Raw genomic sequence first — 23822 nt, 5'->3', positions numbered from 1 at the left:
ATATTATGTTAAATTAAATATATTGAATGTGAGTGCTGCAACAGCCTTTCAATCCCCGTTGCAGCCTTCAACTCTCTCCTGTTCAGTCACGGTCCAGCAAATGAAAACTGGGCAACGCTATATGCCAACGAATGGCTGCCAGACGAATCAGCAGCACGGTGAGCATGGCCACGCCCGTATCCAACCAGTGCGGCGTACCCAGCGCACGCATTACGATAAATACCAGTGCACCGGCAATGCACGCTGTGGCGTAGATTTCTTTCTGGAAGATCAGCGGGATTTCGTTGCAGATCACATCACGCATCACGCCACCGGCAACCCCAGTCATCACCCCCATGATCACGGCTGTGCTGTGCGGTACGTTGTGCTGCATGGCGACTTCTGTGCCAATCACGGTAAACACCGCCAGGCCGAATGCATCGGCCAATAGCAGACCTTTCTCATGAATTGGCTGCGTCAGTCGTACCCAGACCACCGTACCAACGGCTGCCAGCGATGCGACGACGATATACAGGTCGTTTCGAATCCAACTGACCGGATGGTTGTCCAGAATCACATCACGCAGCGTGCCACCGCCCAGCGCGGTGACAATGGCAATCACCAATACGCCGAACAAATCCATGGATTTGCGCCCGGCCATCAGGGCACCGGTGATGGCAAATACCGCAACGCCGAACAGGTCGGCCAGATAGAACAGTTGCGCCATGCTGACCTCAGGACGATACAGAAGTACGCATGGTGACGAACTCTTCGGCGGCCGTTGGGTGCACACCGATGGTTTCATCGAACAGCTGCTTGGTAGCACCTGCTTTAAGCGCCACCGCCAGGCCTTGAACAATTTCACCGGCGTCCGGGCCGACCATATGGCAACCCAGTACGCGGTCTGTGGCAGTGTCCACCACCAGCTTCATCAAGGTGCGTTCCTGGCTTTCGGTCATAGTCAGTTTCATCGGCCGGAAGCGGCTTTCAAAGATTTTAACGCTGTAGCCCTCCTCCTTCGCCTGCTCTTCACTGAGGCCGACCGTGCCAATGTTTGGCAGGCTGAATACAGCCGTCGGTATCAATTGGTAGTCGACCTTGCGGTATTCCTCTGGCTTAAACAGACGTCTGGCAACCGCCATGCCTTCGGCCAGCGCAACAGGCGTCAACTGCACGCGGCCGATGACATCTCCAATGGCGAGAATCGACGGCGTGCTGGTCTGGTACTGGGCATCCACTTTGATAAAACCGCGCTCGTCCAGCTCGACCTGGGTGTTTTCCAGGCCAAGGTTATCCAGCATCGGGCGCCGTCCGGTGGCGTAGAAGATGCAATCGGCCTCCAGCACACGACCGTCCTTGAGGGTGGCCTGCAGGCTGCCATCGGCTTGCTTGTCGATGCGGGCGATATCGCTGTTGAACTGCAGGTTCACGCCATGTTTGTTCAGCTCATCTTGCAGATGCAGCCGCACGGCCTTGTCAAACCCACGCAGGAACAAATCGCCGCGATAAAGCAGCGAGGTGTCTGCACCCAGCCCGTTGAAGATCGACGCGAATTCCACGGCAATATAGCCGCCGCCCACTACCAATACGCGCTTGGGTAACTGCTCAAGGAAGAAGGCTTCATTCGAACCGATGGCATGTTCATGTCCTGGCACATCAGGAATCTGTGGCCAGCCGCCGGTGGCAATCAGTATGTGTTCGGCGCTGTAGCGCTTACCGCCAAGCTCAACACTGTGTGCGTCGACAATACGTGCATGGCCTTCCAGCAAGGTCACGCCACTGTTCACCAGCAGGTTACGGTAGATGCCATTGAGCCGTTCAATTTCGCGGTTCTTGTTGGCGATCAAGGTAGCCCAGTCGAATTTCGCGCTGCCCAGTGTCCAGCCGAATCCTTGGGCCTGCTCGAAGTCCTCGGCGAAGTGCGCGCCGTACACCAACAGCTTTTTCGGCACACAGCCAACGTTGACACAGGTGCCGCCCAGGTAGCGGCTTTCAGCAACGGCCACCCGCGCGCCGAAGCCCGCAGCAAAGCGCGCCGCACGCACACCGCCGGAACCGGCACCGATCACAAACAGGTCAAAGTCGTAGGTCATTTCAGCCTCCAGAACAGGCTGACAGCATACCCCAAGCCGGCTCAGGGCCTAAGCTTGAAGCATGCTCAACAGGAGATTCACTGATGCGCCCTACCCTTACTCATGTGGCTTTGCATGTACCGAACCTGGATGCATGTGTCAGCTTTTACCAGCAATTTTGTGCAATGCGGGTGGTTCATCAGCGTGCCGGCAAGGGATCGAGAATTGTCTGGATGGCCGAACCTGGCAAAGAACACAGCTTTATCTTCGTGATCATGCCTGGCGGGAAAGACCGGCAGTTGGCAGCAGAGGACTACAGCCATTTCGGCTTTGCCGTGGAAAGCCGGGAGCACGTCGAGCAGATTGCCGAGCGTGCCCGATTGGCTGGGTGTCTGATTTGGGCGCCGCGTGATGAACCTTATCCAGTAGGTTATTACTGCGGGTTACGCGACCCGGCGGGCAATTATGTGGAGTTCAGCTATGGCCAGCCGTTGGGGCCTGGCGCCGAGCACATGCCTTTGCCCTGAATGCACACAGCCACCCGAAGGTGGCTGTGTGGTGTAGCGGTCAAGCCTGAATCAGTAAGCTTTGCCGGTTTTGTAGAGGTGCTCGAAACAGAAGTTGGTGGCCTCGATATAACCCTCCGCACCGCCGCAGTCGAAACGCTTGCCCTTGAACTTGTAGGCCATTACGCAGCCATTCTGCGCTTGCTTCATCAAGGCATCAGTGATCTGAATTTCCCCGCCTTTACCCGGTTCGGTCTGTTCGATCAGTTCAAAGATGTCCGGCGTCAGAATGTAGCGACCAATGATCGCCAGGTTCGACGGTGCATCTTCCGGTTTGGGTTTCTCGACCATGCTGTTAACGCGGTAGATGTCATCGCGAATCATCTCACCGGCGATTACACCGTACTTATGGGTCTCCTCCGGCGGTACTTCCTGAATGGCCACGATCGAGCAGCGGAACTGGTTATACAGCTTGACCATCTGCGTCAGCACGGCGTCGCCTTCCAGGTTCATGCACAGGTCGTCAGCCAGCACCACGGCGAAAGGCTCGTCACCAATCAGCGGGCGGCCACAGAGAATGGCGTGACCGAGGCCTTTCATCTCCACCTGGCGGGTGTAGGAAAAGCTGCATTCATCGATCAGACGACGGATGCCGACCAGGTACTTTTCCTTGTCGGTGTCGCGGATCTGGTGCTCAAGCTCGTAACTGATGTCGAAGTGATCTTCCAGGGCACGCTTGCCGCGGCCGGTAATCATGGCGATTTCTGTCAGGCCGGCTTCCAGCGCCTCTTCGACGCCGTACTGGATCAATGGCTTGTTCACAATCGGCAGCATTTCCTTGGGCATGGCCTTGGTGGCTGGCAGAAAACGGGTGCCGTAACCGGCTGCTGGGAACAAGCATTTCTTGATCATGGGAGACCTTGGAGGATGAAGGGGTGAAAATTGCGTGAGCAGTTTATCAGGCCCTACGGGCCTTACAATGGCCTGCATACAGCCTTTTCGGTTACTGGCGCAGACCGCGCTGAATCGGACAAAAGTCCTGGATCATTGTTCATCTAAGCTATACGTCGGGCACAAAAAAACCGGCTGTTTGAGCCGGTTTTTGCGTTCAGAAGAACTGTACTTATGGTGCCCGAAGCCGGGGTCGAACCGGCACGAGGTTACCCTCGAGGGATTTTAAGTCCCTTGCGTCTACCGATTTCGCCATTCGGGCGGTAGCGCTACGTTGCGAGGTTTGGACTATATACAGCCCGAACAGCCCCTGCAAGGTTTCAAACTCATATGAAAAAGCCTCGTAAATCAGTGATCTACGAGGCTTTTCTAAATTGGAGGCTGAGGTCGGAATCGAACCGGCGTTCACGGATTTGCAATCCGGTGCATAACCACTCTGCTACTCAGCCTTGAAACTAAACGGACCGTATCAGACGGCCCGTTGAAAACTGGAGCGGGAAACGAGACTCGAACTCGCGACCCCGACCTTGGCAAGGTCGTGCTCTACCAACTGAGCTATTCCCGCTTGTCGTGTTGACGGCCGCCATTCTATAGCTTCGGAGCTTTCCGTCAACCCCTTGATTCAAAAAAGCTTATTTCTTTTCAGAGGTGATCCGCAGGTGCGGCCACGCAGCCAGCAGGTACTGCACCATGGACCAGAGCGTAAGCACTGCAGCTATGATCAGTAGCGCATAACCGATCAAAACCCAGAGGGTAAAGGTTGGTGGGTTGGCCAACAGAATTACCAGAGCCACCATCTGCGCGGCGGTTTTCCACTTCGCGAGCCGAGAAACCGCGACCTGTGCACGGGCGCCAAGCTCGGCCATCCACTCACGCAGGGCGGATACTACAATTTCGCGACCGATAATGATCGCTGCCGACAAGGTCAGCCACAGGTTGGAGTGCTCATCCACCAGCAATACCAGCGCAACAGCAACCATCAGTTTGTCGGCAACCGGATCAAGAAAGGCGCCAAAGGGGGTGCTCTGCTCCCAGCGGCGCGCCAGGTAGCCATCCAGCCAGTCGGTGGCAGCCGCAATCGCAAACACTGCACTGGCGGCCCAGTAACTCCAACTGAAAGGAAGGTAGAACAGCAGAATAAATACCGGAATCAGCAGAACCCGGAGCACGGTAAGCAGGTTGGGGATATTCATCGACACAACTTGGCTGTAAAGAGAGCCGGCATTCTACTCGCTGTGCAGTGCGGCATAAATCGACTCGGCAAGCTTTTTACTGATACCGGGCGCTTTGGCAATTTCTTCGATGCTCGCACGAGACAACTCTTGCAGTCCGCCAAAATGATTGAGCAACTCACGCCGCCGCTTGGGGCCTACACCGGCAACCTCTTCAAGCGTCGAAGTGCGCCGGGTCTTACCGCGCCGTGCACGGTGCCCGGTAATGGCAAATCGGTGCGATTCATCACGGATTTGCTGGATCAGGTGCAGGGCTGGCGAGTTACCCGGCAAGGTGAATTCATGTGCGGCATCATTCAGGTACAGGGTTTCCAGGCCAGGCTTGCGTGTGGTGCCCTTGGCCACGCCGAGCAAAATCAGATCAGGTACCGCCAGTTCTTCCAGGACTTCACGGGCCATGGCTAATTGGCCTTTACCGCCGTCGACCAGGAGAATATCGGGCAGCTTACCCTCGCCCTCTTTGATCTTGCTGAACCGCCGCATCAGCGCCTGGTGCATGGCAGCGTAATCGTCGCCCGGCGTTACGCCTTCAATGTTGTAGCGACGGTAATCGGATTTCAGCGGGCCTTCCGGGCCAAATACAACGCAGGAGGCCACAGTCGCCTCACCACTGGAATGGCTGATGTCAAAACACTCCAGACGCTGTGGCACTTCATCCATATCCAAGGCCTGAGCCAGGGCATCGAAACGTGCCGCCACATGTTCACGATTGGCCAGGCGCGCAGCCAGGGCTTGCTCGGCATTGGTCACTGCCAGCTGTTGCCAGCGCGCACGAGTGCCGCGTACGCGATAGCTGATGCTCAGCTCGCGGCCGCGTGACTCATCAATGGCTGCGATCAACGTAGGAAAGTCATCGTGTTGCGCATTGACGATCAACTCACTCGGCAGGTCGCGCTCCTGACTGCTCAGGTAGTACTGCGCCAGGAAGGCCAGGAGAACGTCACTGCCCTCCTCTTCAATCGCCACTTGTGGGAAGAAGTTCTTGCTGCCCAGTACCCGCCCGCCGCGTACACTGATCAAGTGCACGCACGCGCCACCGGGGTTGACCATGGCGGCGACCACATCCACATCACCCGTACCGCCTTCCATGCTCTGTTGATCCTGTACCCGGCGCAACAGCGAAATCTGGTCGCGCAGCGCTGCGGCACGCTCGAAATCCAGGCTCATGGCCGCAGCCTGCATGCCACTCGACAGCTCATCGGTCAGCGCGTTGCTGCGGCCCTCAAGGAACATTACCGAGTGGCGTACATCTTCGGCGTACTCGGCCGGCTCGACCAAACCGACACAGGGGCCTTTGCAGCGCTTGATCTGATACTGCAGGCAGGGGCGTGTACGGTTCTTGTAGAAACTGTCCTCGCACTGGCGCACCAGAAAGGTTTTCTGCAGCAGATTCAGGCTTTCACGGATGGCACCGGCACTTGGATAGGGGCCGAAATAGCGCCCCTTCAACTTCTTCGCACCGCGATGAATGCTCAGTCGTGGAAAATCGCCGTCGGAGAGCAGCACATAGGGATAGGACTTATCGTCGCGCAGCAGGATGTTGTACGGCGGCCGCCATTCCTTGATCAGGGTTTGCTCAAGCAGCAGTGCTTCGGTTTCGTTGGCGGTGATGGTGGTTTCGATCTGGGCGATCCGCGCCACCAGCGCAGCGGTTTTCGGCGCCAGGCCGCTTTGCCGAAAATAGCTGGCCAGGCGCTTTTTTAGGTTTTTCGCCTTGCCCACGTACAGCAGCTTGGCGTCCGCGTCGAACATGCGGTAGACGCCGGGGCGACCGCTGCAGGTGGAAAGAAACGCGCTGGAATCGAATGTCGCGCGGCTGTCTTCAGTTGCTGGCATCAATCATGCCGTGGCGCACGGCCAGCAGTGCCAGCTCGACATCGCTGGTGATCGACAGCTTTTCGAAGATGCGATAGCGATAGGTGTTTACGGTTTTCGGCGACAAGCAGAGCTTGTCGGAAATCGTCTGCACCTTCTGGCAGCCGGCAATCATCAGGGCAATCTGGATTTCCCGCTCGGATAGCAGATCGAATGGTGAGTTGCTGCTCTGTGGCTGGAAGGATTTGAGCGCCAGTTGCTGAGCAATTTGCGGGCTGATGTAGCGCTGTCCGCTGAACACCATGCGAATGGCCTGAACCATTTCTTCCAGGGCCGCGCCCTTGGTCAGATAGCCGGCGGCACCGGCCTGCAATAGGCGCGTTGGAAAAGGATCTTCTTCACAGACGGTGACAGCAACGACCTTGAGATCAGGATGGCTGCGGATCAATTTGCGCGTGGCTTCGAGGCCGCCAATGCCCGGCATCTTGATGTCCATCAGGACAACATCCGGTTTCAGCTCACGGGCTTTTTTCAGGGACTCTTCGCCGGACTCGGCTTGGCCAACCACCTGCAAACCATCGATATCGGCCAGCATGCGGGTGATGCCGGTGCGTACCAGGTCGTGGTCATCAACAACGAGAACTCTGATCAAGCGTCACCCCGGTCGACATCAACTGCTTGGAGCAGTTGCTGGGTTGAAAGTCTGATGTACTGAGTCACCAGCTTGGCGCATAACCGTCAAAAGGCAAGCGTCAATAAATGATCGCTGAGTGACGGCCAGAGGAATATGGCGGAAGCGGTGAGATTCGAACTCACGGAAGAGTTTCCCCTTCGACGGTTTTCAAGACCGTTGCATTCAACCGCTCTGCCACGCTTCCGGCGATTGCGGGCGGCAATCTTACCCGAACGCAACACGCTGTCAAACTCTCTGTATTGGCTGGTTATCTGCCTCTGCTATGATCGGGCCTGACCTTGGTCACGGAACCATCAGCCCTTTCAGGAGTGTCGCCATGAATGAACACAACTATGCACTTGAGCATACGCAGGTTGAGCAGCAGGAAGTCAGCCGCGTCCTGCGTAACACTTACGGCCTGCTGGCCATCACCCTGGCCTTCAGCGGCCTGGTGGCGTTCATCGCGCAACGCGCCAATGTGCCCTACCCGAACATTTTCGTGGTGCTGATTGGCTTCTACGGCCTGTTCTTCCTGACTGCCAAGCTGCGTAACTCGGCTTGGGGGCTGGTTTCCACCCTCGCCCTGACCGGCTTTATGGGTTACACCCTCGGCCCGATCCTCAACCGCTATATGGGCATGGCCAACGGTGCTGAAGTTGTCAGCTCCGCCTTTGCCATGACAGCTCTGGTGTTCTGCGGCCTGTCGGCCTATGTGCTGACCACACGTAAGGACATGAGCTTTCTCAGTGGCTTTATCACGGCAGGCTTCTTCGTCCTGATCGGTGCGATGGTTGCCAGCTTCTTCTTCCAGATCAGCGGGCTGCAGCTGGCGATCAGCGCAGGCTTTGTGCTGTTCTCCTCGGTCTGCATCCTGTATCAGACCAGCGCCATCATTCATGGCGGTGAGCGCAACTACATCATGGCGACCATCAGCCTGTATGTATCGATCTACAACCTGTTCGTCAGCCTGCTGCAGATTTTCGGCATCATGGGCGGCGACGACTGATTCAAGTTGCTGTGCAAAGCCCGCTTCGGCGGGCTTTTTTATGCACGCCATCCATGGCCTGTACCCTTCGGGTCCTACGTTAAAAATGACTCCCGCTCATTTTTTATGCCTACCGCGCGCATCTTGGTGACTCAGGCTTTATCATTCCGGCAAATTGGCTTGCCAGGTTCGCTATGAAGTTTGCCATCGCCCTCTTTTCCCCACCGCATGCGCCCTCCTCGCGCCGAGCCTTACGTTTTGCTCAGGCCGCATTGGCGGGCGGGCATCATATTGTGCGGCTGTTCTTCTATCAGGACGGCGTCCACAGTGCCTCAAGCAATGTGGTCAACGCTCAGGATGAACTGGACTTACCGCGCGAGTGGCGTGAATTCGTTCAGGCTCAGCAACTCGACAGTGTGGTCTGCATCGCGGCCGCCCTGCGCCGTGGCGTATTAAACGCCGATGAGGCGCAGCGATATTCGCGCAGTGCAGCCAATCTGGACGCGCCGTGGGAGTTGTCTGGCCTGGGCCAGTTGCATGAAGCCGCGCAGTTGGCTGATCGCCTGGTGTGTTTCGGAGGCCCGTAACATGAGCAAATCCCTTCTGATCATCAGCCGCCAGGCACCTTGGTCCGGGCCATCTGCCCGCGAAGCTCTGGATATCGCCCTGGCTGGCGGTGCCTTCGACTTGCCAATCGGCATGCTGTTTCTCGATGACGGAGTTTTCCAGCTGAGCAGCGCACAACAGCCGGCCAGCCTGCAACAGAAAGACTTGGGCGCCAATCTGCAAGCGCTACCAATGTTTGGCGTCGAGGCGTTGTATGTCGCCCATCGCAGTCTGGCCGAGCGCGGCCTGCTGGGGCAGCCCATGCGTCTGGCCGCTGAATGTCTGGATGATGCCGCGCTCAGCGCCTTGATTGACCGTTACGACCAGGTAATTACGCTCTGATGGCTACCTTGCATGTGCTTTCCCACTCCCCTTTTACCGACAGCCGTTTGAGCAGCTGCCTGCGCCTGCTCGGCAGCCAGGATGCTCTGCTGCTCTGTGGTGATGCGGTCTACGCCCTGCAAGCCGGCAGCGCACAACGCCAGGCACTTGAGCTGATGCCCGAGAGCATCGCCCTGTATGCCCTGGATGAAGACGTGCAGGCCCGCGGCCTGGTACTACCTGAGCGCCTGAACCTGGTTGACTACCCTGGTTTCGTGGCACTCAGTTGCCACTACGACAAGGTGAACACCTGGCTATGACCTTATTGAGTATTGAGGGTCGTGATTTGCCGCTGGATAAGGACGGCTATCTGGTTGAACTGGCCGACTGGTCTGAATCCGTGGCGGCCGCCCTGGCTCTGCGCGAAGGCATTAACCTGAATGCCGAGCACTGGGAAATTCTCTGGCTGGTGCGCAGCTTTTACGATGAATTTCAGCTTTCGCCGGCCAATCGCCCGCTGATCAAATTCGTTGCCAGCAAGCTTGGCCCCGAAAAGGGCAACAGTCTCAACCTCAACCGTCTGTTCAATGGCACTCCTGCCAAACTTGCCGCCAAGCTGGCGGGCCTGCCCAAACCGACCAATTGCCTATGAACCTGGTTACCCCGCCGGAACACCCGTTTGCACAATTTGTGCGCATCCTCGGCAAAGGTAAGCGCGGCGCGCGCAACCTGACCCGCGAAGAAGCTCGTGAAGCCATGGGCATGCTGCTCGACGGCAAGGTCGAAGACAGCCAACTGGGGGCTTTTCTGATGCTGCTGCGGCATAAGGAAGAGAGCGCTGAAGAGATGGCCGGCTTCGCCGAGGCGGTGCGCGCACGTTTACAGGCACCGGCCATTGCCGTGGATCTGGACTGGCCCAGCTATGCCGGCAAGAAGCGCCACCTGCCGTGGTTTCTGCTGGCGGCCAAGGCGTTGGCCAATAGCGGTACTCGCATTCTGCTGCACGGTGGCGGCCCGCACACAGCCGGACGCATGTACAGCGAACAGCTACTCGAAACCCTGCAGATTCCACTGTGCCGCAACTGGAACAGCGTCGAGCCGGCACTGGCGCAACATCACCTGGCATTTATCCCACTGGGCGACTGGATGCCGCAGCTGCAACGGATGATTGACCTGCGCAATATCCTCGGCCTGCGCTCACCGATCCACTCGCTGGCGCGCATCCTAAATCCGCTGGGTGCGCGTTGCGGCCTGCAGAGCATCTTCCATCCGGGCTACCAGGCGGTGCACCGTGAGGCCAGCCAGTTGTTGGGCGATACGGCCGTGGTGATCAAGGGCGAAGGCGGCGAAATCGAGATCAACCCCGACGCTGCCAGCCACCTCTACGGCACAGCCAATAGCGAGAATTGGGATGAAGAATGGCCGGCGCTTTCGCCGCTGCGTCACGTCAAACCCCAGTCGCTGGAACCGGATCACCTGGCCGCCTTCTGGCGCGGAGACGTGACCGATGATTACGGCCAACTTGCCGTGATCAGCACCATGGCGCTGGCCTTGCGCGCCCTCGGCGAGCCGCGTGAACACGCCCTGGAGCGTGCGGCCCAGCTATGGGCCGCGCGCAATCAGAGGCTGGCCTGAGCCCCTTCGAACCAGGCCAGTTTCTCTCTTAATTGCACCACTTCGCCGACTATCACCAAGGTCGGCGCATGCACTTCATGCTCGGCCACCAGCTCGGCCAGATTGGCCAATGTGCCGGTAAACACCCGTTGGTTCTGCGTGGTGCCCTGCTGGATCAATGCCGCTGGCGTTGTCGCGGCACGGCCGTGGGCAATCAGCTGCTGACAGATCATTGGCAGGCCCACCAGGCCCATATAGAACACCAGCGTCTGGCTGCTAGCCGTCAATTCGTCCCACGGCAGGTTACTGCTGCCATCTTTCAGGTGCCCGGTGACAAAACGTACCGACTGGGCATGATCACGATGCGTCAGCGGGATGCCGGCATAGGCTGCGCAACCGGATGCCGCAGTGATACCAGGCACCACTTGGAAGGGAATACCATGGGCGGCCAGCTCTTCTATTTCTTCACCGCCACGGCCGAAGATAAATGGGTCACCGCCTTTGAGGCGCAGTACACGCTTACCCTCTTTAGCCAGACTGACCAGACGCTGATTGATCTGCTCCTGCGGCAGTGCATGCTCGGCGCGTTGTTTGCCGACATAGATACGCTCGGCATCACGCCGGCATAGCTCGATAATGGCTGGCGCCACCAGGCGGTCGTAGAGAACCACATCGGCCTGTTGCATCAGGCGCAGTGCGCGAAAGGTCAGCAGGTCTGGGTCACCCGGCCCGGCACCGACCAGGTACACCTCACCCAGGGCACGAGGCGCGATACCGGCAATCTTCTCCTCCAGCAGGCGCTGCCCCTCCTGCAGCTTGCCAGCGAAAACACTCTCGGCCACCTGCCCCTGAAACACCTCCTCCCAGAATACTCGGCGCTGCTGCACATCAGGGAAAAGGCCTTTGACCTGGGCACGGAAACGTTTGGCCAGACCGGCGAGTTGGCCATAGGTAGCCGGAATCCAGGTTTCGATCTTGGCGCGAATCAGGCGCGCCAACACGGGCGCATCACCACCGCTGGTCACTGCAACGATAAGCGGTGATCGATCGACAATCGCCGGGAAGATCACGCTGCACAGCTTCGGCGCATCCACCACATTGACCGGAATACCCAGTGCCTGGGCCTGCTGGGAAATCTCAGCATTCAGCGGCTCATCATCAGTGGCCGCAATGACCAACACCACCGCTTGCAGATCGGCCGGCTGGTAAGCGCGTAGCAGCACCTCGCCCTTGCTGGTCGTGGCCATGCTGCGCAATTCGTCACGGATCTCCGGTGCCACAACCCGCAATCTGGCGCCGGCATCGCTGAGCAGGCGGGACTTGCGCAAGGCAACTTCCCCCCCGCCTACCACCAGCACCCGGCGATCTTGCAGTTTGTGGAACAGGGGAAGGAAATCCATGGCGCCGCTCTCGTTCAGATAAACAAAACGGGGCGGCACTGGCCGCCCCGTCGCAGGTCATTGAAATCAGTCTTAGCCGATGATTTCGATACCGCCCATATAAGGTTTGAGCACATCCGGTACACGGATGCTGCCGTCGGCCTGCTGGTAGTTCTCCAGCACGGCCACCAGGGTACGCCCCACTGCCAAGCCGGAACCGTTGAGGGTGTGCAGCAGCTCAGGCTTGCCAGTTTCCGGGTTGCGGTAGCGCGCCTGCATACGGCGGGCCTGGAAGTCGCCGCAGTTGGAGCACGAGGAAATTTCACGGTACTTGTCCTGGCTTGGTACCCAGACTTCAAGGTCATAGGTCTTAACCGCGCCAAACCCCATGTCGCCGGTGCACAGCGCCAGTTTGCGGTACGGCAGCTCAAGCAACTGCAACACGCGCTCGGCGTTGGCGGTCAGGCTTTCCAGGGCTTCAAAAGATTTGCTCGGTTCGACGATCTGCACCATCTCGACCTTGTCGAACTGGTGCTGACGAATCATGCCGCGAGTGTCGCGACCGGATGCGCCGGCTTCACTGCGGAAGCACGGCGTATGCGCCACCAGTTTCAGCGGCAGCTGCTTGGCATCAAGAATCTCGCCGGCAACGATATTGGTCAGCGACACTTCAGCGGTCGGGATCAGGTACAAATCGGCTTCGCCTTCGCGGGCGATCTTGAACAGATCTTCCTCGAATTTCGGCAGTTGGCCGGTGCCTTGCAGAGCCGGCGCCTGTACCAGGTAAGGCGTATACGCCTCTTCGTAACCGTGCTCGCTGGTGTGCAGGTTGATCATGAACTGCGCCAGCGCACGGTGCATGCGGGCAATCGGCCCACGCAGCACGGCAAAGCGCGCGCCGGACAACTTGGCGGCAGTTTCAAAATCCAACCAGCCATGCTGCTCGCCCAAGGCGACGTGATCCTGAATCGGAAAATCGAAGCTGCGCGGCGTGCCCCAGCGCGACACCTCGACGTTGCCCTCTTCGTCTTCACCGACCGGTACCGACTCGTGCGGCAGGTTGGGAATGTTCAGCAACAGGTTGTCCAGCTCGGTCTGAATCGCATCCAGCTCGCGCTTGCCCTCTTCCAGGTCGCTGCCCATCTTGTCCACTTCGGCCAGCAACGGGGCAATGTCTTCACCACGCTGCTTGGCCTGGCCAATGGACTTGGAGCGGCTGTTGCGCTCAGCCTGCAGCTGCTCGGTGCGGGTCTGCACGGTCTTGCGCTGGGCTTCCAGGGCTTCGAAACGGGCAACATCAAGGGCAAAACCACGGGTGGCCAGGCGCTCGGCCACTTCTTGGAGCTGGGTACGAACGAGTTTGGAATCGAGCATGTTCTGGTCTCAACACATCACTAGGGTTTGCATGGCCGTGGCCATGGCGCGCAATGCCGCGCAGTTTAAGGCTTTAACCGGTTGTGCTGCCACCGTTAGCTGGCACGGCTTACTGGGACAGGCGCGCCAGGGCAAAACCGCCCCACACGGCCAGCACGCCGCCCAAAATGCTGCACAGCAGATAGGCAAAGGCTTCATTGAGGCGGCCGCTTTCAAACAGCTTGAGCACTTCCAGGCTGAAGGAGGAAAAGGTGGTAAAACCGCCAAGCACACCAATGATCAGGCCACTGCGCAGCTCGATGGGTAGATCACTGCGAAGCAAGAACAGACCAGAAAGCAGGCCGATCAGCAGGCAACCGAGGATATTGACGGTAAACGTGCCCAGGTAGAAATGCCGTGGCCACTGCGACACCACCCAGCTGCCAGTCAGAAAACGCAGCACAGAACCCACGGCACCGCCCAAAGCCACCGCCAGTACCACACGAATCATGGTTTTCTCCGCTGCCGAGGGCTGTTGCGGTTCTGGTTTTTCAGGTGCTGCAGCTTGTCGCGAATCTTCAGCTCCAGGCCGCGCGGCACCGGCTGGTAATACTCACGTGGGGCGAAGGTTTCAGGGAAGTAGTCCTCGCCTGCTGCATAGGCATCCGGCTCATCATGGGCATAGCGGTATTCATCGCCATAGCCCAACTCTTTCATCAGTTTGGTCGGCGCATTGCGCAGGTGCAGCGGCACCTCTTGCGAACCATGCTCGGCAGCGTCACGTTTGGCGGCGTTGAAGGCGTTGTAGACCGCGTTGCTTTTCGGTGCGCAGGCCAGGTAGACAATCGCCTGCGCCACAGCCAACTCGCCCTCAGGGCTACCCAGGCGTTCCTGCACATCCCAGGCATTCAAGCACAGGGTCAGTGCGCGGGGGTCGGCGTTGCCGATGTCCTCACTGGCCATGCGCACCACGCGCCGGGCGATATACAGCGGATCGCAGCCGCCATCGAGCATGCGTGCAAACCAGTACAGTGCACCGTCCGGGCTGGAGCCGCGCACGGACTTGTGCAATGCGGAAATCTGATCGTAAAAGGCCTCACCGCCCTTGTCGAAACGCCGGCGAGTATCGCCAAGCAGATTGAGCAGCAAGTCGCTGCTGATCTCGCCACCATCTTCGGCCAGGTCCGCAGCGTTCTCCAGAAAGTTGAGCAAGCGCCGGCCATCTCCGTCGGCAGCGGCCTGGAGAATCGTGAAACTTTCTTCCGGCAGGCTTAGCTGACGCTCACCCAACCCCTTCGGGTCGCTCAAGGCGCGCTCGACCAGCTTGCGCAATGCGCTTTCATCGAGGCTTTTCAGCACATACACGCGGGCCCGTGAGAGCAAGGCGTTGTTCAGCTCGAATGAGGGGTTTTCCGTGGTCGCACCGATAAAGATCAGCGTGCCGTCTTCCACATAGGGCAGAAAGGCGTCCTGCTGCGACTTGTTGAAACGGTGCACTTCGTCGACAAACAGGATGGTCTGACGGCCATATTGCGCGGCATGTTGCTGCGCCACTTCCACGGCCTGGCGGATTTCCTTGACCCCGGAGAGCACGGCAGAAATCGTCTCGAAGTGCGCATCGGAAACCTGCGCCAACAAGCGCGCCAGGGTGGTTTTACCAACACCTGGCGGGCCCCAGAAGATCATCGAATGCAGTGCGCCCTGCTCCAGGGCTTCACGCAGGGGTTTGCCACGGGCCAGCAAATGCTCCTGGCCGACATACTCATCCAGGCTGGCAGCACGCAACCGGGCAGCCAGAGGTTGAGCAACGGGGGCCTTGCGAAACAGATCCATGACTGCGGTTTAACGCCTCGTGTGCGGAGTGCTTACTCTTGGATCACGTCGGCACCGGCCGGGATCTCGAAGGTGAACTGCGCATCATCCTGCGGCTCGTTCATCTTCACGTTGAGAAACAGAATATTGGTGCGCTGACCGATGCTGTCGATCAGTTGCATATCGTTGAGCAACTTGTTACGGAACGACAGACGCAGGCTGTCGAACAGGGTGTCCTTGGATTTGGGCTTGAGGATAAAGTCGACCACATTGCCGCCTTCATTGTGGCTGATCTCGAAGTTCTCACGGATCTTCGACACGTCACCGGACAGCAGCAACGCTGGGGTGTGGGTCAGGCGTTGATCAAGGGTTTGAATGGTCACTTGTTGGAGGTCTGGGTCGTACAGCCAGACCTTCTCGCCATTGGACACCAGCAACTGCTCCATCGGTGCATCGGTGTGCCAGCGGAACAGGCCTGGGCGTTTCAGCGCCAACTGACCGGCGGTTTCCTGTAGCTGGGTACCGCTGCCATCCAGAGTCAGCTGGGAAAAACGCGCAGTAATAGTCTGCGCCTGGTTAAGTAACTCGGTCAGGCGTTGAATGGCCACCTCATCATCGGCTACAGCGGCGATGCTGGTAAAACTCAGCAGGGTCAGCACTAACATGCGAATCAGGCGCATGGGGTTCCTCATTTATTCGGGTATTCGGGGGCCAGCAATGCTGGGCGGGGCATCAGTCGCGCATGGGGCCTGGTGCTATGACCTCACGCGAGCCATTGGTGTTCATTGAGGTGACCACGCCGGCCATTTCCATGGCCTCGATCATCCGCGCCGCACGGTTGTAGCCAATTTTCAGCTTGCGCTGCACGGCGGAAATCGACGCGCGGCGGCTTTCCAGGACGAAATTGACGGCTTCGTCATACAGCGGGTCGGCTTCGCTGCCTTCACCACCGCCCTCACCGCTGCCGCCTTCAAAGCCACTCCCTGACTCCTCGACGCCATTGAGAATGTCATCGATATAGTCAGGCGTGCCGCGCTGTTTCCAGGCCTCGACTACCCGGTGCACTTCCTCATCGGATACGAAGGCCCCGTGTACGCGAATCGGCAAGCTGGTGCCGGGCGGCATATAGAGCATGTCACCGTGACCGAGCAGCTGTTCGGCGCCGCCCTGATCGATGATGGTGCGCGAGTCGATCTTGCTCGATACCTGGAAGGCCATACGGGTCGGGATGTTGGCTTTGATCAGGCCGGTAATCACGTCCACCGAGGGGCGCTGGGTCGCGAGAATCAGGTGAATTCCCGCCGCACGGGCTTTCTGCGCAATACGTGCGATCAGCTCTTCGACCTTTTTGCCGACAATCATCATCATGTCGGCGAATTCGTCGACTACGACCACTATGGTTGGCAGGGTTTTCAGCAGCGGCGCTTCGTCATGCATGCTTTCGCGCTTGTACAGCGGATCGGCGAGTGGCTCGCCTGCTTCTTCGGCGTCCTTGACCTTGCGGTTGAAGCCCGCCAGGTTGCGCACGCCCATCTTCGACATCAGTTTGTAGCGCCGTTCCATCTCCGCCACCGACCAGCGCAGGGCGTTGGCGGCTTCCTTCATGTCGGTCACCACCGGGCAGAGCAGATGCGGAATGCCTTCGTAGATCGACAACTCGAGCATTTTCGGGTCGATCATGATCAAGCGCGCGTCTTCCGGGCTCGACTTGAACAGGATCGACAGGATCATTGCGTTGACCCCCACCGACTTACCCGAACCTGTGGTGCCCGCCACCAGCAAGTGCGGCATGCGCGCCAGATCGGTGATGATGGGTTTGCCAGCAATGTCGTGGCCCAGCGCCAGGGTTACCGGCGATTTGGCGTCGTCATACTCGGGAGAGGACAGCACTTCGGAGAAACGCACGATCTGCCGGTCTTCGTTGGGAATCTCGATGCCGACGGTGGTTTTGCCTGGAATAACCTCAACCACGCGCACGCTGGTTACAGCAAGCGAGCGCGCCAGGTCTTTGGCCAGGTTGGCGATGCGGCTGACTTTAACCCCGGCGGCCGGCTGAATCTCGTAGCGGGTAATCACCGGGCCAGGGTGGATCGAGTCAACTGCCACCTCTACGCCGAACTCCTTCAACTTGAGTTCAAGGAGATGCCCAACCCCGGCCAGTGACTCAGGTGAATACGCGACTTTCTTGATTTCGGCCGGATCAAGGATGGAGATCGGCGGCAGCGTGCCCTCGATGGCGCTGTCGACGAACAGCGGCACCTGTTTTTCCTTCAGCACACGCTTGCTGGGCTCGGGAGCTTTCGGCGCAGCCGGTGGAGTAATCACAGGCGCAGGACGGTTAACCCGCTCGCTCATATGTTTGTTCAGCGCATCTTCGCGCTCTATCAGCCGTTCCTTGACCTTGGCCTGCTCGCGGCGATCCAGCACGATTGGAGCTGACACTTCGCTGACCCGCTCATCCACTTCACGCAGTTGTGCCACCAGTTGCTTGCGCTCCAGGCGCGCATTCCACCAGCGGTTAGCCAGGCTCTGAATCAGCTCGATTAGATCCAGGGTGATCTTGCCGGTCAGGTCCATAACCTTGAACCAGGACAGATCAGTAAATACGGTCAGCCCGAAGAGAAACAGGGCAATAAACAGCAGCGTACTGCCCTGTACATTCAAGGCATTAATCGCCAACTGGCCGAGGCTTTCCCCAAGAGCGCCACCCGCCGACGCGGGCATGCTGGAACTGGCCTGAAAGTGGATATAAGCCAGCGCTGCGCCGGACAGCACCAGAAACACCAGACCGATCAGCCTCCAGGAAAATAGCCAACCGCTCCACTGCCAGGGCTGATGACGTGCACGAAACACTTGTAGGGTTTTAACCGCGAGCAGCAGTGGAAATAGATAGGCGAAATAGCCCAGGGCCATAAACAGAATGTCGGCAAACCAGGCACCGGCACGGCCGGCAGCGTTTTGCACCTGTTCTACGTTGCTGGTGTGAGTCCAGCCCGGATCCGCCGCATCGTAGGTCAGCAGTGCCATCCACAGGTACAGGCAAAGCGCGCCAAGGCCTATCAGGGCGCCTTCTTTCAATCGATAGGGCAGCTGCTGACGCCAGAGGGGAGCTTGTACGGTTGGGCTAGATTTCTTCAAAACGCATCTGTTCCTGCGCCAGAGGCGCCGAATAATTGGTTAACGGCAAAATATGCAGCGATTGTACGGGTTTAGCCAGACGATACCAGACCGAGCTGTATGCATAAACAGTCCAGTTGGTTGACTCCCGCTCATTGCCTGCTTCGGTGTAGCATATCCGCCAACATCTTCCGTGCGGCTCAATTGGAGCATGCATTCTCTTTTGTGACAAAGGCTTATGAGGTGTTTTTATGAGCGAAGTCAAGCATTCACGCTTGATCATCCTGGGCTCCGGCCCTGCCGGTTATAGCGCTGCCGTGTACGCTGCCCGCGCCAACCTCAAACCTGTAATCATTACCGGCATCCAGCCCGGCGGTCAGCTGACCACCACCACTGAAGTGGACAACTGGCCAGGTGATGTTGAGGGGCTGACGGGACCCGCACTGATGGAACGGATGCAAAAACACGCTGAACGCTTTGAAACCGAGATCGTCTACGACCATATCCACACTGCCGAGTTGCAATCACGCCCCTTTACTCTTAAGGGTGATAGCGGCACCTACACCTGCGATGCACTGATCATCGCCACCGGTGCCTCCGCGCAATACCTGGGCCTGCCGTCGGAAGAAGCGTTTTCCGGCAAGGGTGTATCAGCCTGCGCCACCTGCGACGGTTTCTTTTATCGTAATCAGGTGGTTGCAGTAATCGGCGGCGGTAATACCGCCGTTGAAGAGGCCCTGTACCTGTCGAACATCGCCAAGGAAGTGCACCTGGTGCACCGCCGCGACAAACTGCGCTCAGAGAAAATCCTTCAGGACAAACTGTTCGACAAGGCTGCCAATGGCAACGTGGTGCTGCATTGGAATCACGCACTTGAAGAAGTGCTGGGTGACAACACGGGCGTCACCGGCGCACGCCTGAAGAACACCCAGACAGGTGCAACCACTGACCTGCCGCTGGCCGGTGTGTTTATTGCTATTGGCCATAAACCCAACACCGACCTGTTCCAGGGCCAACTGGACATGCGTGACGGCTATCTGCTGATCAAGGGTGGCAACGAGGGTAACGCCACTGCCACCAGCATCGAAGGAGTATTCGCTGCCGGTGATGTTGCCGACCACGTCTATCGCCAGGCCATTACTTCGGCAGGTGCTGGCTGTATGGCCGCGCTGGATGTCGAAAAATTTCTTGACGACAATTGATCGATCGCAGGGCGGGCTACCTGGCCCGCCCTGCCCTCCCCCTGTCCAATTCCGGCCCTGCCCATGCTGACGTGGCTGCAACGCGACTCACTGGATTTCCCCCCACTTAATAAAGCCCTGCGCGAGCCCAACGGCTTGCTCGCTGCAGGTGGCGACTTACGCACCGAACGCCTGATCCAGGCCTATCGCCATGGCTGTTTCCCCTGGTTTCAGGATGGTCAGCCGATTCTCTGGTGGTCACCCGACCCACGCACGGTTCTGCTACCAGATGAGCTGCATGTCTCTCGCAGCTTGGCCAAGGTATTGCGCCAGGGTCGCTATCAGGTGAGTTTTGATCAGGCGTTCGCCGATGTCATTCGCGCTTGCGCAGCACCACGTAGCTATGCGGCAGAAACCTGGATAACCAGCCCAATGCAGGACGCTTATCTGGAACTGCACAGAAGCGGCATTGCTCACTCGGTGGAAGTCTGGCGTGACGGTGAGCTGGTGGGCGGACTTTACGGCCTGGCCATGGGGCAGCTGTTCTTTGGTGAGTCGATGTTCAGCCGCGCTGACAATGCATCCAAAGTAGGTTTTGCCACACTGGTTGAACGATTAAAAGCCTGGGGGTTTGTTCTGATTGATTGCCAGATGCCCACTGAGCATCTGCTTAGCCTGGGTGCTCGAACAATTAGCCGCGATGAATTTGCCCGCTACCTCAGCCGCCATCTTGACCAACCCAACCGAGCTGAATGGGTCGCCTAGGCGAGTTTGTCAGCCTGGCTTACACTTGGTTGAAGACTGATCCTGAGAGTCGATCATGACCGAGCTGGCCCGCTTAAAGTTTTACGCCACTCAACCACATCCCTGCAGCTATCTGCCCGACGAACAAGCCACTACGCTGTTCCTCGACCCCAGCCAGCCCATGGATGCGCAGGTGTATGCCGAGCTCTCGGAAATGGGTTTCCGCCGCAGTGGCGACCACCTCTATCGCCCGCACTGCCAGCGCTGTACCGCCTGTGTTCCAGCGCGCATTCCCGCCGCACAATTCAGCCCCAACCGTCAGCAACGACGGATTTTCAAGCGCAACCAGGATGTCCAGGTGCGCCAGGTACGCCCGGCATTTACCGAAGAATATTACGCACTGTACGTGCGCTACATAGAACAGCGGCATGCTGATGGCGATATGTTCCCGCCTAATCGCGAGCAATTTTCGACTTTTCTGGTGCGCGACCTAGCGTTTTCTCGCTTCTATGAATTTCGCCAGGACAATCGCCTGCTGGCCGTGGCGGTAACCGATGTGCTACCTAACGGCCTGTCTGCGGTATATACCTTTTATGAGCCGAACGAGGAGCGGCGCAGCCTTGGGCGCTTTGCCATCCTCTGGCAGATTGCCGAAGCCGCACGCCTGGGACTGCAGGCTGTGTACCTCGGGTACTGGATCAAGAACTGCCGCAAGATGAGTTACAAGACCCAATACCGCCCGATTGAGCTGTTCGTCAATCAACGCTGGGTCAGCCTTAACTGAAGCCCTTGGCGCAAACCCCAATTTTCGGGCACAATGCACGCCGCTTTTGCCTGGCGCCAGTTGCACCGGGCCATTCATTGGATACCGAGGGCTTTACTGCATGTCGAAAGAAGACAGCTTCGAAATGGAAGGCACTGTCGTCGACACCCTGCCCAACACCATGTTCCGCGTGGAGTTGGAAAACGGGCACGTCGTTACTGCGCACATCTCCGGAAAGATGCGCAAAAATTACATCCGCATTTTGACTGGCGACAAAGTTCGCGTTGAACTTACGCCTTATGACTTGAGCAAGGGCCGCATTACCTATCGCGCCCGTTAACAGGCTGCTGAAAACTCCGTTTTCCGGTATCTGTTACACCACGCTCCAGTAAAAACGCCCGGCATTGCCGGGCGTTTTTGTGCGCGCGAGAAACTGTCGATGGCCGTTAGGCCATCTCAGCAGTGGTTTCAAAGTCGAAGGTCAGCTCACCATCGGCGATATCGACATGCACAACCCCTCCGTGCTCAGCCAGCTCGCCAAACAGAATCTCCTCCGCCAGCGGTCGCTTGATCTTGTCCTGAATCAAACGCGCCATTGGCCGAGCGCCCATCTGCACGTCATAACCACGTTCCGCCAGCCAGTTACGTGCGGCATCGCTGACTTCAAGCATGACGCGCTTGTCCTCCAGCTGCGCCTGCAGCTCGGTGAGGAACTTGTCGACAATGCTTTTGATCACCTCATGGCTCAGACGGCCAAACTGGATAATGGTATCCAGGCGGTTGCGGAACTCCGGAGTAAAGCTCTTCTTGATCACTTCCATGGCATCGGATGAGTGATCCTGATAGGTGAAACCAATCGATGCCCGGGAAGCCGTTTCGGCACCAGCGTTGGTGGTCATGATCACGATCACATTGCGGAAGTCTGCCTTGCGCCCGTTATTATCGGTCAGCGTGCCATGGTCCATGACCTGCAGCAGCAGGTTGAAGACTTCCGGATGCGCCTTTTCGATTTCATCGAGCAGCAGTACGCAATGTGGCGTTTTGGTAATAGCCTCAGTGAGCAACCCACCCTGATCAAAACCGACATAGCCAGGTGGAGCACCAATCAGGCGCGACACGGTATGCCGCTCCATATACTCGGACATATCGAAGCGAATCAGCTCAACGCCCAGCGCCTTGGCCAGCTGCCGCGCCGCTTCGGTTTTACCGACACCGGTTGGCCCGGCAAACAGGAATGAACCTACTGGCTTGTCCGGCGCCTTGAGGCCAGCTCGTGACAGTTTGATCGCGGTAGACAGCGAGTCAATCGCCGCATCCTGGCCAAACACCGTGAGTTTGAGGTCGCGCTCAAGGTTACGCAGCAATTCCTTGTCAGAGCTGCTGACATGTTTTGGCGGAATCCGCGCAATCTTCGCCACGATATCCTCGACCTGCGCCACATCGATACGAGTCAAGCGCTTGTCTGCCGGCTGCAAGCGCTGGTACGCGCCAGCCTCATCGATGACATCAATGGCCTTGTCCGGCATATGCCGGTCATTGATGTAGCGCGACGCCAGTTCAGCCGCTGCGCGCAGAGCCTCATCGCTGTATTCGATGCTGTGGTGCTGCTCAAAGCGGCCTTTCAGGCCGCGCAGAATGCCAATGGTGTCTTCCACCGAAGGCTCCACCACATCGACTTTCTGGAAGCGCCGCGCCAGAGCACGGTCTTTCTCGAAAATGCCGCGGAACTCCTGAAACGTGGTTGAACCAATGCAGCGGATTTCCCCTGAAGACAGCATCGGCTTGAGCAGGTTGGACGCATCCATCACCCCACCAGAAGCGGCGCCTGCCCCGATAATGGTGTGGATTTCATCGATAAACAGAATTGCATGGGGACGTTTACGCAGCTCGTTGAGCAACGCTTTCAAGCGCTTCTCGAAATCACCCCGGTATTTGGTGCCTGCCAGCAGCGCACCGAGATCCAGTGAGTAGACCACGCTGTCGGCCAGCAAATCTGGCACCTGAGCATCGACAATACGCTTGGCCAGCCCTTCGGCGATTGCGGTTTTACCCACACCAGCTTCACCCACCAGCAAGGGATTGTTCTTGCGGCGACGCGCCAGAATCTGTGCAACGCGCTCAACTTCCAGCTCGCGACCAACCAGCGGATCGATACGCCCCTGACGTGCCAGCTCATTCAGGTTGCTGGCATAGGCGTCCAGCGGATTGCTGGAACTGGAAGACTCACCGCCCTCCTCATCCTGCATTTCCTGTTCGGTTTCTGGGTGACCACCATGGCCTGGCACCTTGGAGATGCCGTGGGCAATGAAGTTGACCACATCAATGCGCGCAACGCTCTGCTGTTTGAGCAGGAACACCGCCTGACTTTCCTGCTCACTGAAAATCGCCACCAGCACGTTGGCACCGGTCACTTCACGCTTGCCAGAACTCTGTACATGGAACACCGCGCGTTGCAAAACGCGCTGGAATCCCAGCGTAGGCTGAGTTTCGCGTTCTTCGTCGTGCTGTGGAATAAGCGGCGTGGTGGAGTCGATAAACTCCTGCAGATCATGCCGTAGCTTGTCCAGGTTGGCCCCGCACGCACGTAGTACGCTGGCGGCAGCCTCGTTATCCAGGAGGGCCAGCAGCAAGTGCTCAACCGTCATAAATTCATGACGCTTGGTGCGAGCCTCCTTGAAAGCCAGATTGAGGGTGACTTCGAGCTCTCGATTTAACATAG

General features: G+C 58.2%; 24 protein-coding genes and 4 tRNA genes. 11 read left to right on the top strand and 17 right to left on the bottom strand.

Annotated features, from left to right (window positions below; all coding sequences use genetic code 11):
* Positions 1-82 precede the first annotated feature (82 nt).
* Positions 83-706, bottom strand: coding sequence for a trimeric intracellular cation channel family protein (locus ACSQ17_RS20855; RefSeq protein WP_436070397.1), 624 nt, complete (start codon positions 704-706; stop codon positions 83-85).
* 7 nt (positions 707-713) lie between these two features.
* Positions 714-2072, bottom strand: coding sequence for a glutathione-disulfide reductase (gorA, locus tag ACSQ17_RS20850; RefSeq protein WP_436070396.1), 1359 nt, complete (start codon positions 2070-2072; stop codon positions 714-716).
* Positions 2073-2155: 83 nt separating this feature from the next.
* Here gorA and ACSQ17_RS20845 point away from each other — a divergent pair, with 83 nt between their 5' ends.
* The gene (locus ACSQ17_RS20845) at positions 2156-2578 is read left to right on the top strand and encodes a VOC family protein (protein WP_436070395.1); all 423 of its coding nucleotides are present in this window, start codon (positions 2156-2158) and stop codon (positions 2576-2578) included.
* 51 nt (positions 2579-2629) lie between these two features.
* Here the strand turns inward: ACSQ17_RS20845 and galU are convergent, their stop codons facing one another.
* From galU to ACSQ17_RS20805, 8 genes are all read right to left on the bottom strand, one after another.
* Entirely contained in the window at positions 2630-3469 is an 840-nt protein-coding gene (gene galU, locus ACSQ17_RS20840; protein WP_436070394.1) for a UTP--glucose-1-phosphate uridylyltransferase GalU, read from the bottom strand.
* Positions 3470-3683: 214 nt separating this feature from the next.
* Positions 3684-3770: transfer RNA gene (locus tag ACSQ17_RS20835), tRNA-Leu, on the bottom strand.
* A 113-nt stretch (positions 3771-3883) separates the two neighbouring features.
* Positions 3884-3957, bottom strand: a tRNA-Cys gene (locus ACSQ17_RS20830).
* 40 nt (positions 3958-3997) lie between these two features.
* Positions 3998-4073 (bottom strand) — tRNA-Gly (locus tag ACSQ17_RS20825).
* A gap of 67 nt (positions 4074-4140) precedes the next feature.
* Positions 4141-4701: a CDP-diacylglycerol--glycerol-3-phosphate 3-phosphatidyltransferase gene (pgsA, locus tag ACSQ17_RS20820; RefSeq protein ID WP_436070393.1), complete on the bottom strand. Its 561-nt coding sequence runs from the start codon at positions 4699-4701 to the stop codon at positions 4141-4143.
* Between the two features lie 33 nt (positions 4702-4734).
* Positions 4735-6576 carry an excinuclease ABC subunit UvrC gene (gene uvrC / locus ACSQ17_RS20815; RefSeq protein WP_436070392.1) on the bottom strand — a complete coding sequence of 614 codons (1842 nt, stop codon included), beginning with the start codon at positions 6574-6576 and terminating at the stop codon, positions 4735-4737.
* Positions 6563-7207 carry a response regulator transcription factor GacA gene (gene gacA / locus ACSQ17_RS20810; protein WP_233684912.1) on the bottom strand — a complete coding sequence of 215 codons (645 nt, stop codon included), beginning with the start codon at positions 7205-7207 and terminating at the stop codon, positions 6563-6565. Before gacA ends, uvrC begins: the two co-directional genes overlap by 14 nt.
* A 136-nt stretch (positions 7208-7343) precedes the next feature.
* Positions 7344-7433 (bottom strand) — tRNA-Ser (locus tag ACSQ17_RS20805).
* A gap of 132 nt (positions 7434-7565) precedes the next feature.
* On the opposite strand from ACSQ17_RS20805, the gene ACSQ17_RS20800 reads away from it, so the two are divergent.
* The 6 genes from ACSQ17_RS20800 (at position 7566) to ACSQ17_RS20775 (ending at position 10775) form a co-directional block, all read left to right on the top strand.
* The gene (locus ACSQ17_RS20800; protein ID WP_233684913.1) at positions 7566-8234 is read left to right on the top strand and encodes a Bax inhibitor-1/YccA family protein; all 669 of its coding nucleotides are present in this window, start codon (positions 7566-7568) and stop codon (positions 8232-8234) included.
* 173 nt (positions 8235-8407) lie between these two features.
* Complete coding sequence (gene tusD, locus ACSQ17_RS20795) at positions 8408-8800, top strand: sulfurtransferase complex subunit TusD (protein ID WP_233684914.1); 393 nt, start codon at positions 8408-8410, stop codon at positions 8798-8800.
* 1 nt (position 8801) lies between these two features.
* Entirely contained in the window at positions 8802-9161 is a 360-nt protein-coding gene (tusC, locus tag ACSQ17_RS20790) for a sulfurtransferase complex subunit TusC (protein ID WP_436070391.1), read from the top strand.
* Entirely contained in the window at positions 9161-9460 is a 300-nt protein-coding gene (gene tusB, locus ACSQ17_RS20785) for a sulfurtransferase complex subunit TusB (protein WP_233684916.1), read from the top strand. Before tusC ends, tusB begins: the two co-directional genes overlap by 1 nt.
* Positions 9457-9792, top strand: coding sequence for a TusE/DsrC/DsvC family sulfur relay protein (locus tag ACSQ17_RS20780; RefSeq protein WP_233684917.1), 336 nt, complete (start codon positions 9457-9459; stop codon positions 9790-9792). Before tusB ends, ACSQ17_RS20780 begins: the two co-directional genes overlap by 4 nt.
* Positions 9789-10775: a glycosyl transferase family protein gene (locus ACSQ17_RS20775; protein ID WP_436070390.1), complete on the top strand. Its 987-nt coding sequence runs from the start codon at positions 9789-9791 to the stop codon at positions 10773-10775. Before ACSQ17_RS20780 ends, ACSQ17_RS20775 begins: the two co-directional genes overlap by 4 nt.
* Here ACSQ17_RS20775 and cysG read toward each other — a convergent pair.
* From cysG to ftsK, 6 genes are all read right to left on the bottom strand, one after another.
* Positions 10760-12154, bottom strand: a complete 1395-nt coding sequence (gene cysG, locus ACSQ17_RS20770) for a siroheme synthase CysG (RefSeq protein WP_436070389.1) — start codon at positions 12152-12154, stop codon at positions 10760-10762. The genes ACSQ17_RS20775 and cysG overlap by 16 nt on opposite strands.
* A gap of 72 nt (positions 12155-12226) precedes the next feature.
* Positions 12227-13507, bottom strand: a complete 1281-nt coding sequence (gene serS / locus ACSQ17_RS20765) for a serine--tRNA ligase (RefSeq protein ID WP_436070388.1) — start codon at positions 13505-13507, stop codon at positions 12227-12229.
* Between the two features lie 109 nt (positions 13508-13616).
* The gene (crcB, locus tag ACSQ17_RS20760) at positions 13617-13997 is read right to left on the bottom strand and encodes a fluoride efflux transporter CrcB (protein WP_436070387.1); all 381 of its coding nucleotides are present in this window, start codon (positions 13995-13997) and stop codon (positions 13617-13619) included.
* Positions 13994-15319, bottom strand: a complete 1326-nt coding sequence (locus ACSQ17_RS20755; protein ID WP_436070386.1) for a replication-associated recombination protein A — start codon at positions 15317-15319, stop codon at positions 13994-13996. Before ACSQ17_RS20755 ends, crcB begins: the two co-directional genes overlap by 4 nt.
* A gap of 32 nt (positions 15320-15351) precedes the next feature.
* Positions 15352-15978, bottom strand: a complete 627-nt coding sequence (gene lolA, locus ACSQ17_RS20750; RefSeq protein ID WP_436070385.1) for an outer membrane lipoprotein chaperone LolA — start codon at positions 15976-15978, stop codon at positions 15352-15354.
* A 52-nt stretch (positions 15979-16030) separates the two neighbouring features.
* Positions 16031-18436 (bottom strand): DNA translocase FtsK, encoded by a 2406-nt coding sequence (gene ftsK / locus ACSQ17_RS20745; protein ID WP_436070384.1) that lies wholly within the window; start codon positions 18434-18436, stop codon positions 16031-16033.
* A 230-nt stretch (positions 18437-18666) separates the two neighbouring features.
* Here ftsK and trxB point away from each other — a divergent pair, with 230 nt between their 5' ends.
* From trxB to infA, 4 genes are all read left to right on the top strand, one after another.
* Complete coding sequence (gene trxB, locus ACSQ17_RS20740; protein WP_436070383.1) at positions 18667-19617, top strand: thioredoxin-disulfide reductase; 951 nt, start codon at positions 18667-18669, stop codon at positions 19615-19617.
* 63 nt (positions 19618-19680) lie between these two features.
* Positions 19681-20361 carry a leucyl/phenylalanyl-tRNA--protein transferase gene (gene aat / locus ACSQ17_RS20735; protein WP_436070382.1) on the top strand — a complete coding sequence of 227 codons (681 nt, stop codon included), beginning with the start codon at positions 19681-19683 and terminating at the stop codon, positions 20359-20361.
* Between the two features lie 55 nt (positions 20362-20416).
* Positions 20417-21124 (top strand): arginyltransferase, encoded by a 708-nt coding sequence (locus tag ACSQ17_RS20730; protein WP_436070381.1) that lies wholly within the window; start codon positions 20417-20419, stop codon positions 21122-21124.
* A gap of 100 nt (positions 21125-21224) precedes the next feature.
* The gene (gene infA, locus ACSQ17_RS20725) at positions 21225-21443 is read left to right on the top strand and encodes a translation initiation factor IF-1 (RefSeq protein WP_002553999.1); all 219 of its coding nucleotides are present in this window, start codon (positions 21225-21227) and stop codon (positions 21441-21443) included.
* A 106-nt stretch (positions 21444-21549) separates the two neighbouring features.
* Here the strand turns inward: infA and clpA are convergent, their stop codons facing one another.
* Positions 21550-23820, bottom strand: a complete 2271-nt coding sequence (clpA, locus tag ACSQ17_RS20720) for an ATP-dependent Clp protease ATP-binding subunit ClpA (protein ID WP_436070380.1) — start codon at positions 23818-23820, stop codon at positions 21550-21552.
* Positions 23821-23822 lie beyond the last annotated feature (2 nt).

Origin of the sequence: Pseudomonas sp. LjRoot71 (genome assembly GCF_964253255.1) — a bacterium.
GTDB lineage: Bacteria > Pseudomonadota > Gammaproteobacteria > Pseudomonadales > Pseudomonadaceae > Aquipseudomonas.
The sequence above is the reverse complement of the archived record's forward strand: the minus strand, read 5'-3'. Positions and strand labels throughout refer to the sequence as shown.

What these genes read in the sequence shown, in the direction of transcription:
- ACSQ17_RS20730 (WP_436070381.1), top strand. Translation starts at nt 20,417, where the DNA reads ATGACCGAGCTGGCCCGCTTAAAGTTTTACGCCACTCAACCACATCCC.
- gorA (WP_436070396.1), bottom strand. Translation starts at nt 2,072, where the DNA reads ATGACCTACGACTTTGACCTGTTTGTGATCGGTGCCGGTTCCGGCGGT.
- ACSQ17_RS20800 (WP_233684913.1), top strand. Translation starts at nt 7,566, where the DNA reads ATGAATGAACACAACTATGCACTTGAGCATACGCAGGTTGAGCAGCAG.
- crcB (WP_436070387.1), bottom strand. Translation starts at nt 13,997, where the DNA reads ATGATTCGTGTGGTACTGGCGGTGGCTTTGGGCGGTGCCGTGGGTTCT.
- aat (WP_436070382.1), top strand. Translation starts at nt 19,681, where the DNA reads ATGCTGACGTGGCTGCAACGCGACTCACTGGATTTCCCCCCACTTAAT.
- galU (WP_436070394.1), bottom strand. Translation starts at nt 3,469, where the DNA reads ATGATCAAGAAATGCTTGTTCCCAGCAGCCGGTTACGGCACCCGTTTT.
- pgsA (WP_436070393.1), bottom strand. Translation starts at nt 4,701, where the DNA reads ATGAATATCCCCAACCTGCTTACCGTGCTCCGGGTTCTGCTGATTCCG.
- ACSQ17_RS20755 (WP_436070386.1), bottom strand. Translation starts at nt 15,319, where the DNA reads ATGGATCTGTTTCGCAAGGCCCCCGTTGCTCAACCTCTGGCTGCCCGG.
- tusD (WP_233684914.1), top strand. Translation starts at nt 8,408, where the DNA reads ATGAAGTTTGCCATCGCCCTCTTTTCCCCACCGCATGCGCCCTCCTCG.
- cysG (WP_436070389.1), bottom strand. Translation starts at nt 12,154, where the DNA reads ATGGATTTCCTTCCCCTGTTCCACAAACTGCAAGATCGCCGGGTGCTG.
- ACSQ17_RS20855 (WP_436070397.1), bottom strand. Translation starts at nt 706, where the DNA reads ATGGCGCAACTGTTCTATCTGGCCGACCTGTTCGGCGTTGCGGTATTT.
- serS (WP_436070388.1), bottom strand. Translation starts at nt 13,507, where the DNA reads ATGCTCGATTCCAAACTCGTTCGTACCCAGCTCCAAGAAGTGGCCGAG.
- ACSQ17_RS20775 (WP_436070390.1), top strand. Translation starts at nt 9,789, where the DNA reads ATGAACCTGGTTACCCCGCCGGAACACCCGTTTGCACAATTTGTGCGC.
- tusC (WP_436070391.1), top strand. Translation starts at nt 8,802, where the DNA reads ATGAGCAAATCCCTTCTGATCATCAGCCGCCAGGCACCTTGGTCCGGG.
- lolA (WP_436070385.1), bottom strand. Translation starts at nt 15,978, where the DNA reads ATGCGCCTGATTCGCATGTTAGTGCTGACCCTGCTGAGTTTTACCAGC.
- infA (WP_002553999.1), top strand. Translation starts at nt 21,225, where the DNA reads ATGTCGAAAGAAGACAGCTTCGAAATGGAAGGCACTGTCGTCGACACC.
- tusB (WP_233684916.1), top strand. Translation starts at nt 9,161, where the DNA reads ATGGCTACCTTGCATGTGCTTTCCCACTCCCCTTTTACCGACAGCCGT.
- clpA (WP_436070380.1), bottom strand. Translation starts at nt 23,820, where the DNA reads ATGTTAAATCGAGAGCTCGAAGTCACCCTCAATCTGGCTTTCAAGGAG.
- uvrC (WP_436070392.1), bottom strand. Translation starts at nt 6,576, where the DNA reads ATGCCAGCAACTGAAGACAGCCGCGCGACATTCGATTCCAGCGCGTTT.
- ACSQ17_RS20845 (WP_436070395.1), top strand. Translation starts at nt 2,156, where the DNA reads ATGCGCCCTACCCTTACTCATGTGGCTTTGCATGTACCGAACCTGGAT.
- trxB (WP_436070383.1), top strand. Translation starts at nt 18,667, where the DNA reads ATGAGCGAAGTCAAGCATTCACGCTTGATCATCCTGGGCTCCGGCCCT.
- ACSQ17_RS20780 (WP_233684917.1), top strand. Translation starts at nt 9,457, where the DNA reads ATGACCTTATTGAGTATTGAGGGTCGTGATTTGCCGCTGGATAAGGAC.